Below are 15,689 nucleotides of genomic sequence, written 5' to 3' on the forward strand. Positions count from 1 at the left end.
CCGGCCCATCCGTGTGATGGGGGAGAACAAAAATGTCAAAAGGGCAATCCTTGCAAGATCCATTTCTGAACGCATTGCGCCGCGAGCGCGTACCGGTAGCCATCTACCTGGTCAATGGCATTAAGCTCCAGGGCACGATCGAATCGTTCGATCAGTTCGTGGTGCTGCTGCGCAACCAGGTCAGCCAGATGGTCTACAAACACGCCATCTCCACCGTGGTGCCAAGCCGCAACGTGCGCGTGGGCAATGGCCACGAAGGTCACGAAGGCCACGAAAACCACCTCGAGCACGCCTCGGTCGAAAGCGAAGGTTGATTCACTCTGTTCGATAGGCAAAAGAAAGGCGAACGGGCTGTGCTGGTCCTCCCGCACTCGCGGGGGGAAGGCGATGCGGCCGAGCGAGCAGAGGAGTTCGTCGAACTGGTGAGATCCGCTGGCGCGGAAGTGCTGGCGGAGATTCCCGCGCGCGTGGAAGCCCCAAATCCTCGCTACTACATCGGCACCGGCAAGGCCGAAGAAGTCGCCGAGGCGGTGCGCGCGCTGGAAGCGGACGTGGTGCTGGTCGACCACCTGCTTTCGCCGGTGCAAGAGCGCAACCTGGAAAAGCTGCTCAACGTGCGTGTGGTCGATCGCGCCGGCCTGATCCTGGACATCTTCGCCCAGCGCGCCCGTTCCCACGAAGGCAAGCTGGAAGTGGAACTGGCCCAGCTCAAGCACCTGGCTACCCGCCTGGTTCGCGGCTGGACGCACTTGGAGCGCCAGCGCGGCGGCGCCATTGGCCTGCGTGGACCTGGTGAAACGCAGCTGGAAACCGACCGCCGCCTGCTCGGCGAGCGGGTGAAGATGCTCAGCAAGCGCCTGGAAAAGGTGCAGACCCAGCGCACCCAGCAGCGTCGCGCACGCTTGCGCAACACCGTGCCGCGGGTGGCCCTGGTGGGTTACACCAATGCCGGCAAGTCCACCCTGTTCAATACGCTCACGCAAGGCGATGTCTATGCGGCGGACCAGTTGTTCGCCACGCTCGATCCCACCGTGCGCAAGCTCGAAGACTTGAGCTGCGGTCCCGCCGTGCTGGCCGATACGGTGGGTTTCATCCGCGAGTTGCCGCACGACCTGGTGGCCGCCTTCCGCGGCACCCTGGCCGAAGCGTGTGATGCGGATCTGTTGTTGCACGTCAGCGATGCCGCGGATGAAGAGCGTGAGCGCCTGCACCAAGTCGTCGACCAGGTGTTGGAAGAAATCGGCGCGGGCGATATGCCGCAGTTGCGGGTGATGAACAAGATCGACCTCGCTGGCGGCGAGCCTCGTATCGTGCGAAACGCCGAAGGCGTGCCGCAACAGGTATGGCTCTCGGCCGCTACAGGCGCAGGCCTGGACTTGTTGCGTGAGGCCTTGGGCGAATGCCTGGGCGGCGAGCGCGTGCAGTCCGAACTGCGCCTGCCGCTGTCGGCGGGGCGGCTGCATGCCCGTTTGCGCGCGGCCGGCGCCATCGCGGAAGAAGCCGTCGATGAAGAGGGCTGGCGTCTTCGCATCGATGCTCCGAGAAGCGTGCTGGCGCCGCTCACCGGCGGGCAGGGCCAGGATGTCGAGCTGTTGCGCGGATTGCTGGGCAATCCCGATACGGCTATGTGATTGCCTAGGCTGGGATGGCAATCCCAGCATCGCGAGGTCTCATGCACGGCAATGCTGGGATTGCCGTCCCAGCCTACGCCCCCGGCAGGAGCGGGACCCAATCGGCCGTCTCTGCTAGAATGCGACCGTTTGTGCGCCACCCTATCGAGGCGCTTGCACGCCACTATCCGTCACCATGTCCCAACCCGAACCCAGTGTTTTCCGGCCGTTGTTGCCGGCCTCCCAGCGGCCTCAAGGAGACTGACCATGGCCTGGAACGAACCCGGCAACGGGCAGCGTGATCCATGGAACAAGAACAAGCGCGGTTCCGGCGGCAAGCCCGGTGTCGAGACCGCCCTCAAGGACCTGTTCAAGCGCATCGGGCGCTTGGGCGGCCCCGGTGGCATCCTTACCATTGTGGTGGCTATCCTGCTGGCCTGGCTGCTGCTGACCAGCTACACCGTGATCGGGACCGGGCAGGTAGGCGTAGTGCAGCGTTTCGGCGCCTATGTGCGCATCGTCGGCGCCGGCTTTCACCTGAAACTGCCGGCGCCGATCGAAACCGCGCAGGCGGTGGCGACCTCACGCATACGCGCGATGTCCGACCAGGTCCGGATGCTCACGCGCGAGCAGGACATCGTTACGGTCGATTTCAACGTGCAGTACCAGGTGACCGATCCCAGGAAATACCTGTTCAGCGTGCGTGACCCGGACGGCACGCTCAACGAGGCCGCCCAGGCCGCCGTGCGCGCCGTGATCGGTGCGCAGGCCATGGACGATGTGCTCACCGGCCAGAGCGAAGGCAATGCGTCTACCCCGCATATGGGGACATTGCAGCAGCAGGTGCGCGAGCAGTTGCAGCACACACTGGATACCTATGACTGCGGCCTGCGGGTCACCGACGTCAGCTTCCAGGCCATTACGCCGCCGCAGGAGGCAAAGGACGCCTTCGACGACGTGATCGCCGCACGCCAGGACCGTACGGGCCTGATTGACCAGGCCAAAGCCAATACCAGCCAGGACATTCCCAACGCCAAGGGCGAAGCCGGCCGCCTGGCGGCCGAAGCGCAAGCCTACAAGGCCGAGCGCATCGCGCGCGCGCAGGGTGACGTCGAGCGCTTCAATCTCATCCTCAAGGAATACCGCGCCGCGCCGGAAGTGACCCGTCGCCGCCTGTGGCTGGAAACCATGGAAGATGTCCTGCACGCTAGCAACAAGGTCATCGACGGTTCGGATGGCCGCAGCGTCATCAACATCGGCGGCGACCGTGGCGAAGTGCTGCCGGCCACCAACCTGCCGGGCGTCGGTACGGTAGCGCAGCCGGGTAATGCCGGTGGCGAAGAGGCAGAGAAGGGGAAGCAGCCATGAAGACCACCGCTGCCATTCTCATCGTCCTGCTCATCCTCCTCGGCTTCAACAGCTTCTATACCGTGGGCGAAGGGCAGCACGTGCTGCTGCTGCAATTCGGCAAGATTCTGCGCACCGATAGCCAGCCTGGCCTGCATGCGAAGGTGCCGCTGCTGCAACAGGCGTTGACGCTGGACGATCGCATCCTGTCGTTCGACGGCGCGCCGCAGCGTTACGCGACCGCCGACAAACAGAGCATCAACGTCAGCTACTACGTGAAGTGGCGCATCGCCAACGCAGCCGATTACTACCGTGCTACCGGCGGCGACGAAGTGCAGGCCGGCCAGCGCTTGGGCCCCATCGTCAGCAACACGCTGCGCAATGTCGTAAGCGAGCATGCAATGGACCAGTTCGTTGCCGCAGGCCAAGCTGACATCGCCTTCGGCGCGTTGCAGCAAGCCAATGCCGAAACGCAAAAGACCCTGGGTGTATCGGTGGTCGACGTGCGTATCACCAGCGTCGAGTTCCCCGACGACGTCAAGGCGGCGGTCTACAAGCGCATGCAAACCGAGCGCCAGCAGCAGGCCGCGGTCATCCGCGCGGATGGCAAGCAGCTGGCCGAATCGATCAAGGCGCAGGCGCAAGCCCAGGCGCAAGTGATCCGCGCCACCGCCGAAAGCGGTGCCGACAAGGTGAAGGGCGAAGGCGATGCCGATGCCGCGCAGATCTATGCGCAGGCCTATGCGCAGGACCCGGATTTCTTCTCGTTCTACCGCAGCCTCGAGGCCTATAAGAAATCCTTCGGCGACGGCAAGGGCACCATCATCCTCAAGCCCGATTCCGAATTCCTTCGCTACTTTGGCAACCCGGCCGCCGCGCCGGCCCGACGTTGAGCAAGCATCCATGCCGCGTGAATTCTATGCTGCGCTGTGCCTGGTGCTGGTGATCGAGGGGCTGGTGCTGTTTGCCGCGCCGCATGGCTGGCAGGCGATCATGCGCGAAGCTTCGAAGATGGAGCCGCGGACCTTGCGCGTGTTCGGCGCGATCGCCATCGGCGTTGGCCTGATCACGCTGCGGCTGGTGCATTGAAGTTTCACCACGCGGTAATCGTCCGGTTTTAAGTTTTTCATATACCCGTTCCGCCGATCGGAACGTCCTTTCAGAGCGAGACACACATCATGGGCAAGTCAGTCGTAATTCTTGGCGCACAATGGGGCGACGAAGGCAAAGGCAAGATCGTCGACCTGTTGACCGAGCGCGTGGGCGCGGTGGCGCGCTTCCAGGGCGGCCACAACGCCGGCCATACCCTTGTCATCAAGGGCAAGAAGACCGTGCTGCACCTGATTCCCTCCGGCATCCTGCGTGACGACGCGCTGTGCCTGATCGGCAACGGCGTGGTGCTGTCGCCGGCCGCGCTCAAGCAGGAAATCGAAGAGCTGGAAGCGCAGGGCGTGAACGTGCGCCCGCGCCTGAAGATCAGCCCGGCCACCCCGCTGATCATGCCCTACCACATCGCTGTGGATAAGGCCCGCGAAGCCGCTGCCGGCGGCAAGGCCATTGGTACCACTGGCCGCGGTATCGGTCCCGCGTACGAAGACAAGGTGGCCCGCCGCAGCGTGCGCGTGGCCGACCTGATGTATCCGCACGAACTGCCGGATCTGATCAAGTGCGCGGTGGAGTACCACAATTTCATTCTCACCCAGTGGCTGAAAGCCGAACCGGTGGAATACCAGAAGGTGTTGGACGACGCGATCGCCTATGGCGAATTCATCCGCCCCATGGTCGACGATGTCGCCACCATCCTGCACGACGTGCGCAAGGAAGGCGGCAACATCCTGTATGAAGGCGCCCAGGGCGCGCTGCTCGACATCGATCACGGCACCTATCCGTACGTCACCAGCAGCAACACCACCGTGGGTGGCGCGCTCGCCGGCACCGGCGTAGGCGCGGGCGACATCGATTACGTGCTCGGCATCTGCAAAGCCTACGCCACGCGTGTCGGTGGTGGCCCGTTCCCCACCGAACTGCATGACGAAATGGGTGAGCGCCTGCGCAAGGTAGGCAATGAATTCGGTGCCAGCACCGGCCGTCCGCGCCGCTGCGGCTGGATCGACCTGGTCGCGCTGAAGCGCGCCGTGCAGATCAACGGCATCAACGGCCTGGCCATCACCAAGCTCGACGTGCTCGACGGCCTGGACACCATCAAGGTCTGCATCGCCTACGAATACCGCGGCAAGCGCCGCGAACTGGCGCCGCTCGACGCCGACGGCTGGGCCGAATGCCAGCCGGTGTACCTGGAGTTCCCGGGCTGGAGCGAATCCACCGCCGGCATCCGCGACTGGAACAAGCTGCCGGCCGCGGCACGTGCTTACCTGCGCGCCGTGGAAGAACTTTCCGGCTGCCGCCTGGCCATCGTGGCCACCGGCGCGGATCGCGAAGACACCATCGTGCTGGATGATCCGTTCGCCTGATCGACAGTCGTTAAGCGATGACGAGAAGGGCCCTGCGGGGCCCTTTTTTTTCGGGTGATACGCTCACCGTTGAGCATGGCCGACAAACAAAAACGATAGTTTCGATGCTCATTGACTGGCTGGCCACCGTAGCGGCGTATCCTGGCGATCTATCCTGAGCAGCTGATGACGAGGCATGCCATGGCGACTTCGAAGACACGCACGGCGCTGATCGTCGGTGCTTCGCGCGGATTGGGTCTGGGTTTGGCGCAGGAATACCTGGCGCGAGGATGGCAGGTCATTGCTACCGTCCGCGGTACCGGAAAGACCGCGTTGCATGATGTGCAAGAGAATGCAGGCGGTCGACTGGAAATCGAACACGTCGATATCAATGAACCCGAACAGGTGGTTGCCTTGCACGCGCGTTTGCGCAACAGATCGTTGGACGTGCTGTTTGTCAGCGCGGGCATATCGTCAGCCCCTGATCTATCGATCGAGCAAGTCGATGCCCAAGCGTTCACCCACGAGATGATCAATAACGCATTGAGCCCGATGCGCTTTGTCGGCATCTTCCATGACCTGGTGCAGTCCAAGGGCTGCGTTGTAGCCATGTCGTCAGGGCTGGGTAGCATTGCCAACAATACGGAAGGTGGCTGGGAAATCTATCGTGCCAGCAAAGCTTCGCTCAATACCCTGATGCGCAGTTATGTGGCGCGCCAATCGGGCGACACCCGCACTTACCTGTTGATGGATCCTGGATGGGTGCGCACTGATATGGGCGGTCCCGAAGGCACGCTGGGCGTCGAGGAAAGCGTTCCACGCATGGTGGATGTAGTGGAAGCGGAAACCGGCAAGGGCGAACTGCGCTTCCTTAACTATCGAGGAGCGGCTGTGGCGTGGTGAGGCTTGGCGTGGCCGATCACCGGTTTAGCTTAGGGAAAATCCACAAACTGCTTACCTGCACAAGTTCATCCTGACCCTCTCCTTCGGCATAGGAGCAGACGTCATGGCAGAACATGGTTCATCCGATCAACGTAGCAATAGCCATCGCGAGCCAGCGACTTACCGACAGAACGGCGAGGAGAAGGAACTCAAGGCCATCAGGCAGGCCATGCGCAAGGAGGGCGGTGCCGGTGGTGTAAGTGGTACCGGCCAGGCTCTTCCTCACCACGGCTTCGGCCATGAAGACACCGGCGCAGTAGCGTTGGGCACGCCTGTGGGCGGACAAGCGGAATTGCCCATGCCTGAAAACGGCGCTACCTACCAGGCAGGCGGCACTCACCTCAACCGGCTTCGCCAGGAAGCAACCCGCAAGCAGCGCCTGTCCGGCAGCACGGTGGCGAGCGGAGGGCGCGGCTGGCTTGATCCGGCGCCAGGAGCACCGGTGCGGCGTGGATGAATTCAAGTTCCCGGCGGAAGGCGATGCCGTCCGGTGCGTTGCCTTCCGCGCGTCATATGCACAATGAATAGCAGTGGCAATACGAGCCCTACGATCCAGTGGGCCCAGGAGGCTGCGAGCCGCCACTGGTCGTCGATGAGGTAGTACAGCAAGTAGCCGCTGACGATCAGCCAGCCGAGCAGGCCCACAGTGATGCCGCCGGACAGGCGATGGCGGCGGGTTCGCCAGCCCGTCACGATGTGTACGCCCCAGACCAGGCCGAATGTCCACAGCGCGGCAAAGGCCATCATCCCGTGCAAGCGCAGCCACCACGATTCAAGCGGGCTTTCGGTCGGGCCGAACTCGCCCTTGCCTTGTAGAAAATAGTGGAACAACAGCCATAAGGCGCCGCTCAGCCATAGACCGATGCCGACGGCATAGGCGGTGTACCGCCTGCGCCTCGATAGCCTGAGTGGTATGGGGTGATGGCCGACAACACGATGGGCTGGCGGTCGCATCGTCATGCGGCAACTCCCAGCGTTGACCATTGGCCATGAGCATCGTGCAGATAGGCGGTTGCGCCGAGTTGTTTCAGCAGGGGCTCGCAGGCCTCCCTGCTAGCCAGCACGATCTTCGTCAAGGCGTCGGCATGCGCGCACAAGTTGGCAACGACGCTGACGCAATCTTGCATACCTATGCAAGCTTGCGTCTGTCCATGCACGTGGGGACTGATACCCGAAGCGGCGAACGCGCGGCTGCTGCTGGTTGCCACCGCGGCCTCATCTACTTCCAGCACCGGCTGCTGTGCAAGATCTGCAACGCCCGTGTCCAACACAACCCTGTGCGGACCCGCGCCCAGCAGGCGCAAATCGCCTCCGGCATTCACGCATGCATTGCGTATGCCGTGCGTTTGCAGGCATGCCACGGCGCGGTCGACTGCGTAGCCTTTGGCGATCCCGCCAAGGTCGATCCATAGGGGGTGGTGCAACACTACGCCGTGCCCATCATCCAGCTCGATATCGCGCCAGCATGCATTCGTGTCCGGGGCGCGGGATTGCGATGGGGCGGGCAATAGGCCCTGTGCCACCAGCTTGCCGGCGATCGTTATGTCGAAGCTGCCTTCGCTCCACTTCGAGAAGGCAAGCGCGAGCCGCAGGACTTCCGCCGTCTGTGCCTCGACCACCACCCGCATGCCGGCCGGCGCGCGATGAATGCGCGAAAGATCGCTCTGCGGTGCGTGGAAGCTCATCAAGGCGTGGACGCGAGCGATCGCCTCGAAGGCCGCATCGATAGCGCGATGTCCTGCCTTCGCATCGTCCGCTTCCACGCGCACGCTGACGAAAGTGCCTAGCAGCGGCTGGACACGCTCAAGCGTGCTGTTGGGCGAGCACGAGGGCATAGGTGGACAGCAGGCGCTTGACGCCGTCGGTGATGTGCCGGCTTGACAGCGTGGCGCCGGAAATATTCTTGATGTCGGCGCCGACTTTCAGCGGCGCACTGTGGGTCTTGCCGGTGAACTGCGCGCGCCAGTTGGCGTTACGCACCTGGTCGCCGTAGGTTTCGCGATACTCCAGGATCTCCACGTCCTTCACCGCCCCGTGCTCATCCAGTGCAAGCGCGAAGGGGATGAAATCGTGCTTGCCCACCACCTGGTCGGCAATGAACCAGCCGCCGCTCGAACTCTTCCACACCTTCAGCTGCGGGCTGAGTACGTTGACGTCGCTGTCTTTCTCGATCGCCTTCATCTGTTCTGCTGTCAGCGTGATGAAAGCGGGGGTCAAGGTGGCGCCGGGAAACATCAGCGCCTGCGCCTGCTCGATCGACAGATACACCGTGGCGCGAACGGGCGCGGCGGCCACCAGGGCCGCCACCGGAAGCAATAGCAGACGGGATTTCATGTCGCCTCCTTAAAAGTAGAAGCCGGCCTTGACGCGCAGGCGATAGCGTTCGAAGTCGTTGTCGTAGTCGCGTCTGCCGACGACCGCGCCCGGCACGGTATCCGAATGCGTGGTTGCCCAAGGCAGTTGTTCGAGAAAAGTGGCGGTGACGAAGAAACGCTTGCCGCCATAATGGATGCTGGGCCCGATGAAATAGCCGTTGTTGGTTTCGCGGGAGAACTTGTAGCTGTTGTATTCGTGCTCGTTCTCCAATTCAAAGCCGAGCGACCAGTTCGGCCTGAACCGGTACGCCGCCGCGAAACCGGCATTCACATCCACTTCGTAGTTCCAGGCTTTCTTGCCCGGCATGCCGTCTTCATATTGATTGCGCCATTCCGGCGCGTAGGTGAAGTTGAACGCGGTGGTAAGGCGATCGTCCAGGAAATTCTTCTGCAGGATCAGCTTGGTTTCCAGCTCGCGAAACGCTGCACCGATGGTCGGTTCCACATACACGGCAAGACCAACTTTATCCGTGTATGGGCTGAGGATGCGGTAGATCATCTCGCCAGAAAAACCAGTAAGGCGCGATGCCTGGTAGTGGCGGTATGGATCAGGAGCGTCATAGGACAGTGGCTCAGGCGGGGTGGTCACGCCGTAGGGACCGTTCCGGTACGCCTGGGCCCAGGTGTAATTGGCGTACATCGCAAGCTGCAGATTGTCGGTCAGGCCGTACTCGAATTCGGTGCGGCCGTCGATCTGGTCGAACTGTCCTGCGACTTTCTGGAAACGCCAGGTCGACCATTGCTCCACTTCCATGGCCCCTTTGGGGAGCAGGTCGGTGGTGTAGACGAAGCCGAACTGGCTCTCTTCGGCGTTGACCGGGGCGGTGAAGCTGGCGCCTAAAGCACTGGCAAAAAGGGCAGCGGCAAGCAGATCGCCACGACGGGCACGCAACAGATCCATGCGGGAATTCCTGGAAGGCCATCAAGATAGCAAATACGAATTATTCGCATTATTATTCTCATGTCAATCGCCGGAGGAGCCGTCCGGCGGTCTTGAGGCCAGTACCGATGGTGTTATCCGGTTTTTTTCTGCGCGGAGGCGTTCTTCGTGTCGAACCATCGACCGATGGCGATGGCCGGTAGGTGCGGCAGATTGACTGGAGCATCCCGCTATCGACATGTTCAGTTATGCGAGCGGACAGTCGGCATTTGTCGGATGTAATTACATACACCGGCAAAAAAACGGGTGCAGACATGCAAGCGTCGGCGACGCCGGCAACGCCAGGCGCGAACTTTACGTGAGCCTGAAGAATGCTGTGCGCGCGCACCAGAATGACCGTTCAATTTTTCATGCTAGGCTTCGGCGCAGTGTGGTCGTACACGAAGTTGACCGAATAACGGCGAGACACGCCGCAGGGGGAATTCCAATGGGTTTGTTCGTCTTTTTGGCGCTGATCGTGCTGGCGGTCGTTTATGTCGTGTCCCTTTACAACGGCTTGGTCACCGCGCGGAACAGCTACAAGAATGCTTTTGCGCAGATCGACGTGCAGCTGACGCGGCGACACGACCTGATTCCCAACCTGGTGGAAACCGCCAAAGCTTATCTGGCGCACGAACGCGGCACGCTGGAAGCGGTCATGCAAGCGCGCAATGCCGCCGTCAAGGGACTGGCTGACGCCAAGGCCAGTCCTGGCGATCCGGCCGCGATGGACCAGCTGGCGGCTAGCGAAACCAGCCTGACCCAGAGCTTGGGCCGCTTGTTCGCGGTGAGCGAGGCGTATCCGGATCTGAAGGCCAACCAGACCATGGCACAGCTGTCCGAGGAACTCACTTCCACGGAAAACCGTGTCGCCTTCGCCAGGCAGGCTTACAACGATGCAGTGATGACGTACAACAATCGCTGCGAAGTATTCCCGGCATCGTTCATCGCCAGCAGCTTCAGCTTCACGGAAGCGCAACCGCTGCATATCGAAGACGCCGCCGTGCGTGAAGTGCCCAAGGTTTCCTTCAGCTGATCGCTAGTCGCCGTTAGACGCATCGATCCCACCTGGAGGGGCAGGATGGATATTTTTGCCGAACAGGCGCGCGTACGCGGCAGCACCCGTGTGCTGGTTGCGTTGTTCATCGCGGCGGTGCTCGCGATTGTATTTGCCGTGGATATGCTGGCGATGCTGGTGTTTGGCCACTGGCATATCCATCGTGCCTTGCCCTACGTAAAGCCGTTGCTGAGCATCGCCACGATCGCCACCGTCGTGCTGATCCTGGGCTGTGCCTGGTATCGCATAGCGAGTCTTTCCGAGGGCGGCAAGGCGGTGGCGGAAGATGTGGGCGGCGAACCGGTGCCGCCCGATACGCAAGATCCCCAGTTGCGCCAGTTGCGCAACGTCATCGAAGAAGTGGCGATCGCCTCCGGTACACCCGTACCGGATATCTACCTGTTGCCGAACGAGCCGGGCATCAACGCGTTCGCGGCGGGCTATTCGGCCTCCGACGCGGCCATCTGCGTGACCCAGGGTTGCCTGGATCAGCTCAACCGCAATGAACTGCAAGGTGTGATCGCGCACGAATTCAGCCATGTGCTCAATGGCGATATGCGGCTCAACATCCGCCTGATGGGCCTGCTGTACGGCATCATGGCCTTGTCGGTGATTGGCCGCCAGATGGTGTGGTGGAACAGCGACTCCTCTTCCTATCGGCGGAACAACGACGATGACAATCGGCTGCCGGTGTCGCTCCTGATCGGCATCGCGCTGGTCGTGATCGGTTCGATCGGCTATTTCTTCGGGCGCTTGATCCAGTCCGCCGTGGCGCGATCGCGCGAAACCCTGGCCGATACGTCGGCCGTTCAATTCACCCGCCAGACGATCGGCATTGCCGGCGCCTTGAAGAAAATCGCCGTGCTGACCGAGGGCTCGCGCCTTCAGGTGGGGAACCGCCATGAAGTCGCGCACATGATGTTCGGCGACGTGGATGACTTCAATGCATGGTTTGCCACGCATCCGCCGTTGATGGAGCGCATCCGCCACCTGGAGCCATGGTTCAAGGAACAGGAGCTGACGAAGCTGGAGGCGCAGATGCAGGCGTCTTCGTCGAACAGCCAGAGTGACGAGGCCGGGAACGCGACGGAGGCAGACGCGGATCAATCGCATGCGCCGCTGGAATGGCCTGGCCAGACCACCGGGGCCGCGGTGCTGGCTGCCCCGGCAGTCACTACTCCCCAGGCTGCTGCGCCGGTCGAGCAGGCTGCTCAGCAAGCCGCCGTCGCCCAGCGCGATGTTTTCGGCCGGCTGAGGGAGGCCGTGAGGCAGCCCGAGCCCGCGCTTGCGCTGATGCTGGCACTAGCTGTCTCCAGGCAAGATGATCTGCAATCCAAACAGAAAAGGCTGATCGCCGGCGCGTTCGGCGATGACGTGCAGTTCTCCGTAGGCAAGTTCGCGGCAGATGCCGCAACGCTGCCGCCGACCTCTCGCCTGCCGCTGTTGTCGCTGGCCTATCCCGCCCTCAAGCAATTGCCGCAAGGGCGCCAACAGACCTTGCTGGAGACGCTGGATACCGTGGTCAGCATGGATCCACAAGTGGATCTGCACGATTACTGCCTGGTACGGCTGCTGCGCATGCATTTGCGCGAAGCCTGCCGCCCGCGCAGCGCTCCGGTCGACGGACAAAAGAAACTGCCCGCGTGCCGCGATAGCGTAGCGCTCGTATGTGCGGTGGTCGCGGTCTATGGCAGCAATGATGATGCGGCTGCACGCCGCGCGTGGTTGCTGGCGATAGACCAGGCGTTTCCGGGGGCGGCTGCCAGTTGGCAAACCTTGCCGATCGAATGGCAGGTTCCCTTTGATCGAGCGCTGGACGATCTGGATGGCTTGATGCCGACCGCTAAGGAAATCGTGATCCAGAGCCTGCTCAGCGCCATTCGCGCCGATGGTGTGGTCACGCCGACGGAAGCCGAATTGCTGCGCGTAATTTGCGCCAGCCTGCATTGCGCAGTGCCGCCGCAAGCGTAGGCTGGGATGATAATCCCAGCACTTTAGGACTTCATGGATGCCGGGATTGGCATCCTGGCCTAGGAACTGCTCCCTCCCGTGCAAGCAGGGGAGGGAGCTGAGCATCAGCGCTTACGCTTCGGCTTCTTCCTTGTACGCATCAATCGGAATACATGCGCACATCACGTTCTTGTCGCCGTAGACGTTATCCACGCGCGCCACCGGCGACCAGTACTTCTGCAGCTTCAGGCTGGGCAGTGGGAAGGCCGCAAGCTCGCGCGGGTAAGCGTGCGTCCATTCCGTGCCGGTCACCATGCTGGCGGTGTGCGGCGCGTTCTTGAGCGGATTGTCTTCGCGGTCCAGGCGGCCGTCTTCGATCGCGCGGATTTCGTCGCGGATCTGGATCATCGCGTCGATGAAGCGATCCAGCTCGTGCATCGATTCGCTTTCCGTCGGTTCCACCATCAGCGTGCCGGCCACCGGGAAGCTAAGGGTCGGTGCGTGGAAGCCGAAGTCGATCAGGCGCTTGGCCACGTCTTCGGCGCTGATGCCGGTGCGGTCCTTGAGCGGACGCAGGTCGAGGATGCACTCGTGCGCCACCAGGCCGTTGCGGCCGGTGTACAGCGTCTCGTAATGCGAAGCCAGGCGCTTGGCGATGTAGTTGGCGTTGAGCAGTGCCACCTGCGTGGCCTTGCGCAAGCCTTGCTGGCCCATCAGCGTGATGTACATCCACGAGATCGGCAGGATGCTGGCGCTGCCGAAGCTGGCCGCGCTCACCATGCCGACCTTGCTTTCACCGCCAAGCGTGCGTGGCAGGAACGGTGCCAAGTGCGACTTCACCGCACACGGACCCACGCCAGGGCCGCCGCCGCCGTGCGGAATGCAGAAGGTCTTGTGCAGGTTGAGGTGCGAGACGTCCGAGCCCCACTTGCCGGGCTTGGCCAGGCCGACCAGCGCGTTCATGTTGGCGCCGTCGGTGTACACCTGGCCACCGTGCTGGTGCACGATCTCGCAGATGCGCACCACGTCTTCCTCGAACACGCCGTGCGTGGAGGGGTAGGTGATCATCAGCGCGGCGAGGCGGTCGGAATACTTCTCCGCCTTGGCGCGAATGTCTTCGACGTCGACGTTGCCGTTGCTGTCGCACTTGGTGACCACCACCGTCATGCCGCACATTTGCGCGGAAGCCGGATTGGTGCCGTGCGCCGATTCGGGAATCAGGCAGATGTCGCGCTGGTCTTCGCCGCGCGAGCGGTGGTATTCGCGAATGGCGAGCAGGCCGGCGTATTCGCCCTGCGCACCGGAATTGGGCTGCAGGCTCACCGCATCGTAGCCGGTGCATTCCACCAGCATGGCTTCCAGCTCATCGATCAGCTGCTTGTAGCCTTGCGTCTGGTCGGCCGGGGCAAGCGGATGGATGCCGCCGAATTCAGGCCAGGTCACCGGGATCATCTCGGCGGTGGCGTTGAGCTTCATGGTGCAGCTGCCCAGCGGGATCATGGTGCGATCCAGCGCCAGGTCCTTGTCGGCCAGCGAGCGCATGTAGCGCAGCAGCTCGTGTTCGCTGTGGTGGGTGTTGAACACCGGATGCTGCAGGAAAGCCTCTTGACGCTGCAGCGCGGCCGGCAGTTCGTCCGGTGTGGCGGCATTGGCTTCGTCGATGTCGACGATCTCGGCACCGAACAGCTTGGCCAGCGCCAGCACGTCGGCGCGCGTGGTGGTTTCATCCAGGCTGATGCCCACGCTCTGACCGTGGATCTGGCGCAGGTTCAAGCCGGCGCTTACCGCCTTGGCATGGATCGCGTCAGCATCGACATTGGTGATGTGCAGCGTATCGAAGAAGGCGCTGCCGACCGTCATGCCGGCACGGCGTAGCGCCGCGGCAAGAATGGCGGCAAATCGATGCGTGCGCTGCGCAATGCGCTTGAGGCCATCCGGGCCGTGATACACCGCGTACATGCTGGCCATCACGGCCAGCAATACCTGCGCGGTGCAGATGTTGGACGTGGCCTTTTCACGGCGGATATGCTGCTCGCGCGTTTGCAGGGTGAGGCGGTAGGCCGGCTTGCCTTGCGCATCCACCGACACGCCGATCAAGCGGCCCGGCATGGAGCGCTTGTAGGCATCGCGGCAGGCGAGATAGGCGGCATGCGGACCGCCGAAACCGAACGGCACGCCGAAGCGCTGGCTATTGCCGACCACGATGTCCGCGCCCCATGAGCCGGGCGAGGCGATCAGCGTCAGTGCAAGCAGGTCGGTGGCCACCGCAACGATGCCGCCACGAGCATGCACTGCATCGGCCACCGCGTGGTAGTCGCGGATCTGGCCGTAAGTGTTGGGGTACTGCAACAGCACGCCGAAGCTGTCGACGCTGGAGGCTTCCGCCGGTTCGCCAACGTGCAATTGGATGCCGACGCCGTCGGCGCGCGTATGCAGCACTTCCAGCGTTTGCGGATGCACGTCGTTGGCGACGAAGAAGACGTTGCTCTTGGACTTCGCCGAACGCTTTGCCAGCGTCATCGCTTCGCCAGCGGCGGTCGCTTCGTCCAGCAGCGAGGCATTGGAGATGTCCATGCCGGTGAGATTGGCCACCATGGTCTGGAAGTTGATCAGCGCTTCCATGCGGCCTTGCGAGATCTCCGCCTGGTACGGCGTGTAGGCCGTGTACCAGGCCGGGTTTTCCAGGATGTTGCGCAGGATGACATTCGGCGTCAGCGTGCCGTGGTAACCCTGGCCGATGAAATTTTTGAAGACCTTGTTCTTGCGCGCGATGGCGCGGATCTTTGCCAGCGCCTCTTCTTCCGTGACGCTTTGCGGCAGCGCCAGCGGCGCCTGGGACTTGATCTGACCCGGCACGATGGCGTCGGTCATGGCCTCCAGCGAGTCATGGCCGATTGCGCGCAGCATCTGGGCGATTTCGGCATCGTTGGGGCCGATATGACGCTCAAGGAAGGCGTCGTGGTGCTCGAGTTCGCGCAGGGAAGGGGAGACCGAGGGAGATGAAGGTGCTTGGGGCATGAAAAAGGCGTCCGAAGAACG

15 protein-coding genes are annotated in these 15,689 nt (G+C 62.6%); 10 read left to right on the forward strand and 5 right to left on the reverse strand.

Features of this window, described 5'->3' with window-relative positions; all coding sequences use genetic code 11:
- The first annotated feature begins 32 nt into the window (after positions 1-32).
- The 8 genes from hfq to QQJ96_RS06140 all read left to right on the forward strand — a co-directional run bounded on the left by hfq (position 33) and on the right by QQJ96_RS06140 (position 6,806).
- Entirely contained in the window at positions 33-314 is a 282-nt protein-coding gene (gene hfq / locus QQJ96_RS06105; protein ID WP_284321904.1) for an RNA chaperone Hfq, read from the forward strand.
- A gap of 6 nt (positions 315-320) precedes the next feature.
- Positions 321-1,631 (forward strand): ribosome rescue GTPase HflX, encoded by a 1,311-nt coding sequence (gene hflX / locus QQJ96_RS06110; protein ID WP_284331103.1) that lies wholly within the window; start codon positions 321-323, stop codon positions 1,629-1,631.
- A gap of 246 nt (positions 1,632-1,877) precedes the next feature.
- Positions 1,878-2,978 carry an FtsH protease activity modulator HflK gene (hflK, locus tag QQJ96_RS06115; RefSeq protein ID WP_284331077.1) on the forward strand — a complete coding sequence of 367 codons (1,101 nt, stop codon included), beginning with the start codon at positions 1,878-1,880 and terminating at the stop codon, positions 2,976-2,978.
- Positions 2,975-3,850 (forward strand): protease modulator HflC, encoded by an 876-nt coding sequence (gene hflC / locus QQJ96_RS06120; protein ID WP_284331078.1) that lies wholly within the window; start codon positions 2,975-2,977, stop codon positions 3,848-3,850. Before hflK ends, hflC begins: the two co-directional genes overlap by 4 nt.
- 10 nt (positions 3,851-3,860) lie before the next feature.
- The gene (locus QQJ96_RS06125) at positions 3,861-4,046 is read left to right on the forward strand and encodes a DUF2065 domain-containing protein (RefSeq protein WP_284331079.1); all 186 of its coding nucleotides are present in this window, start codon (positions 3,861-3,863) and stop codon (positions 4,044-4,046) included.
- Between the two features lie 89 nt (positions 4,047-4,135).
- The gene (locus QQJ96_RS06130; protein ID WP_284331080.1) at positions 4,136-5,428 is read left to right on the forward strand and encodes an adenylosuccinate synthase; all 1,293 of its coding nucleotides are present in this window, start codon (positions 4,136-4,138) and stop codon (positions 5,426-5,428) included.
- Between the two features lie 180 nt (positions 5,429-5,608).
- On the forward strand, positions 5,609-6,310 hold the full coding sequence (locus QQJ96_RS06135) for an SDR family NAD(P)-dependent oxidoreductase (RefSeq protein WP_284331081.1): 702 nt from the start codon (positions 5,609-5,611) through the stop codon (positions 6,308-6,310).
- A 103-nt stretch (positions 6,311-6,413) separates the two neighbouring features.
- Entirely contained in the window at positions 6,414-6,806 is a 393-nt protein-coding gene (locus QQJ96_RS06140) for a hypothetical protein (protein WP_284331082.1), read from the forward strand.
- 2 nt (positions 6,807-6,808) lie between these two features.
- Here the strand turns inward: QQJ96_RS06140 and QQJ96_RS06145 are convergent, their stop codons facing one another.
- The 4 genes from QQJ96_RS06145 to QQJ96_RS06160 are packed head-to-tail and all read right to left on the reverse strand — an operon-like array spanning position 6,809 to position 9,625.
- Positions 6,809-7,309 (reverse strand): hypothetical protein, encoded by a 501-nt coding sequence (locus tag QQJ96_RS06145; RefSeq protein ID WP_284331083.1) that lies wholly within the window; start codon positions 7,307-7,309, stop codon positions 6,809-6,811.
- Positions 7,306-8,184 (reverse strand): FAD:protein FMN transferase, encoded by an 879-nt coding sequence (locus QQJ96_RS06150; protein ID WP_284331084.1) that lies wholly within the window; start codon positions 8,182-8,184, stop codon positions 7,306-7,308. The genes QQJ96_RS06145 and QQJ96_RS06150 overlap by 4 nt, the downstream gene beginning before the upstream one ends.
- Complete coding sequence (locus tag QQJ96_RS06155) at positions 8,153-8,683, reverse strand: FMN-binding protein (protein WP_284331085.1); 531 nt, start codon at positions 8,681-8,683, stop codon at positions 8,153-8,155. The genes QQJ96_RS06150 and QQJ96_RS06155 overlap by 32 nt, the downstream gene beginning before the upstream one ends.
- A 9-nt stretch (positions 8,684-8,692) precedes the next feature.
- Positions 8,693-9,625, reverse strand: coding sequence for a DUF6662 family protein (locus QQJ96_RS06160; protein WP_284331086.1), 933 nt, complete (start codon positions 9,623-9,625; stop codon positions 8,693-8,695).
- A 466-nt stretch (positions 9,626-10,091) separates the two neighbouring features.
- On the opposite strand from QQJ96_RS06160, the gene QQJ96_RS06165 reads away from it, so the two are divergent.
- Both QQJ96_RS06165 and QQJ96_RS06170 read left to right on the forward strand, forming a co-directional pair.
- Complete coding sequence (locus QQJ96_RS06165; protein ID WP_284331087.1) at positions 10,092-10,679, forward strand: LemA family protein; 588 nt, start codon at positions 10,092-10,094, stop codon at positions 10,677-10,679.
- 45 nt (positions 10,680-10,724) lie between these two features.
- On the forward strand, positions 10,725-12,671 hold the full coding sequence (locus QQJ96_RS06170; RefSeq protein WP_284331088.1) for a M48 family metallopeptidase: 1,947 nt from the start codon (positions 10,725-10,727) through the stop codon (positions 12,669-12,671).
- A gap of 111 nt (positions 12,672-12,782) precedes the next feature.
- On the opposite strand, the gene gcvP is transcribed toward QQJ96_RS06170, so the two are convergent.
- Positions 12,783-15,668, reverse strand: a complete 2,886-nt coding sequence (gcvP, locus tag QQJ96_RS06175) for an aminomethyl-transferring glycine dehydrogenase (protein WP_284331089.1) — start codon at positions 15,666-15,668, stop codon at positions 12,783-12,785.
- Positions 15,669-15,689 lie beyond the last annotated feature (21 nt).

The organism is Dyella flagellata, from assembly GCF_030160275.1.
GTDB lineage: Bacteria > Pseudomonadota > Gammaproteobacteria > Xanthomonadales > Rhodanobacteraceae > Dyella_B > Dyella_B flagellata.

Excerpts from the sequence above, each read along its gene's own strand:
- hfq (WP_284321904.1), top strand. The coding sequence starts at position 33 with ATGTCAAAAGGGCAATCCTTGCAAGATCCATTTCTGAACGCATTGCGC.
- hflK (WP_284331077.1), top strand. The coding sequence starts at position 1,878 with ATGGCCTGGAACGAACCCGGCAACGGGCAGCGTGATCCATGGAACAAG.
- hflC (WP_284331078.1), top strand. The coding sequence starts at position 2,975 with ATGAAGACCACCGCTGCCATTCTCATCGTCCTGCTCATCCTCCTCGGC.
- QQJ96_RS06125 (WP_284331079.1), top strand. The coding sequence starts at position 3,861 with ATGCCGCGTGAATTCTATGCTGCGCTGTGCCTGGTGCTGGTGATCGAG.
- QQJ96_RS06130 (WP_284331080.1), top strand. The coding sequence starts at position 4,136 with ATGGGCAAGTCAGTCGTAATTCTTGGCGCACAATGGGGCGACGAAGGC.
- QQJ96_RS06135 (WP_284331081.1), top strand. The coding sequence starts at position 5,609 with ATGGCGACTTCGAAGACACGCACGGCGCTGATCGTCGGTGCTTCGCGC.
- QQJ96_RS06140 (WP_284331082.1), top strand. The coding sequence starts at position 6,414 with ATGGCAGAACATGGTTCATCCGATCAACGTAGCAATAGCCATCGCGAG.
- QQJ96_RS06145 (WP_284331083.1), bottom strand. The coding sequence starts at position 7,309 with ATGACGATGCGACCGCCAGCCCATCGTGTTGTCGGCCATCACCCCATA.
- QQJ96_RS06150 (WP_284331084.1), bottom strand. The coding sequence starts at position 8,184 with ATGCCCTCGTGCTCGCCCAACAGCACGCTTGAGCGTGTCCAGCCGCTG.
- QQJ96_RS06155 (WP_284331085.1), bottom strand. The coding sequence starts at position 8,683 with ATGAAATCCCGTCTGCTATTGCTTCCGGTGGCGGCCCTGGTGGCCGCC.
- QQJ96_RS06160 (WP_284331086.1), bottom strand. The coding sequence starts at position 9,625 with ATGGATCTGTTGCGTGCCCGTCGTGGCGATCTGCTTGCCGCTGCCCTT.
- QQJ96_RS06165 (WP_284331087.1), top strand. The coding sequence starts at position 10,092 with ATGGGTTTGTTCGTCTTTTTGGCGCTGATCGTGCTGGCGGTCGTTTAT.
- QQJ96_RS06170 (WP_284331088.1), top strand. The coding sequence starts at position 10,725 with ATGGATATTTTTGCCGAACAGGCGCGCGTACGCGGCAGCACCCGTGTG.
- gcvP (WP_284331089.1), bottom strand. The coding sequence starts at position 15,668 with ATGCCCCAAGCACCTTCATCTCCCTCGGTCTCCCCTTCCCTGCGCGAA.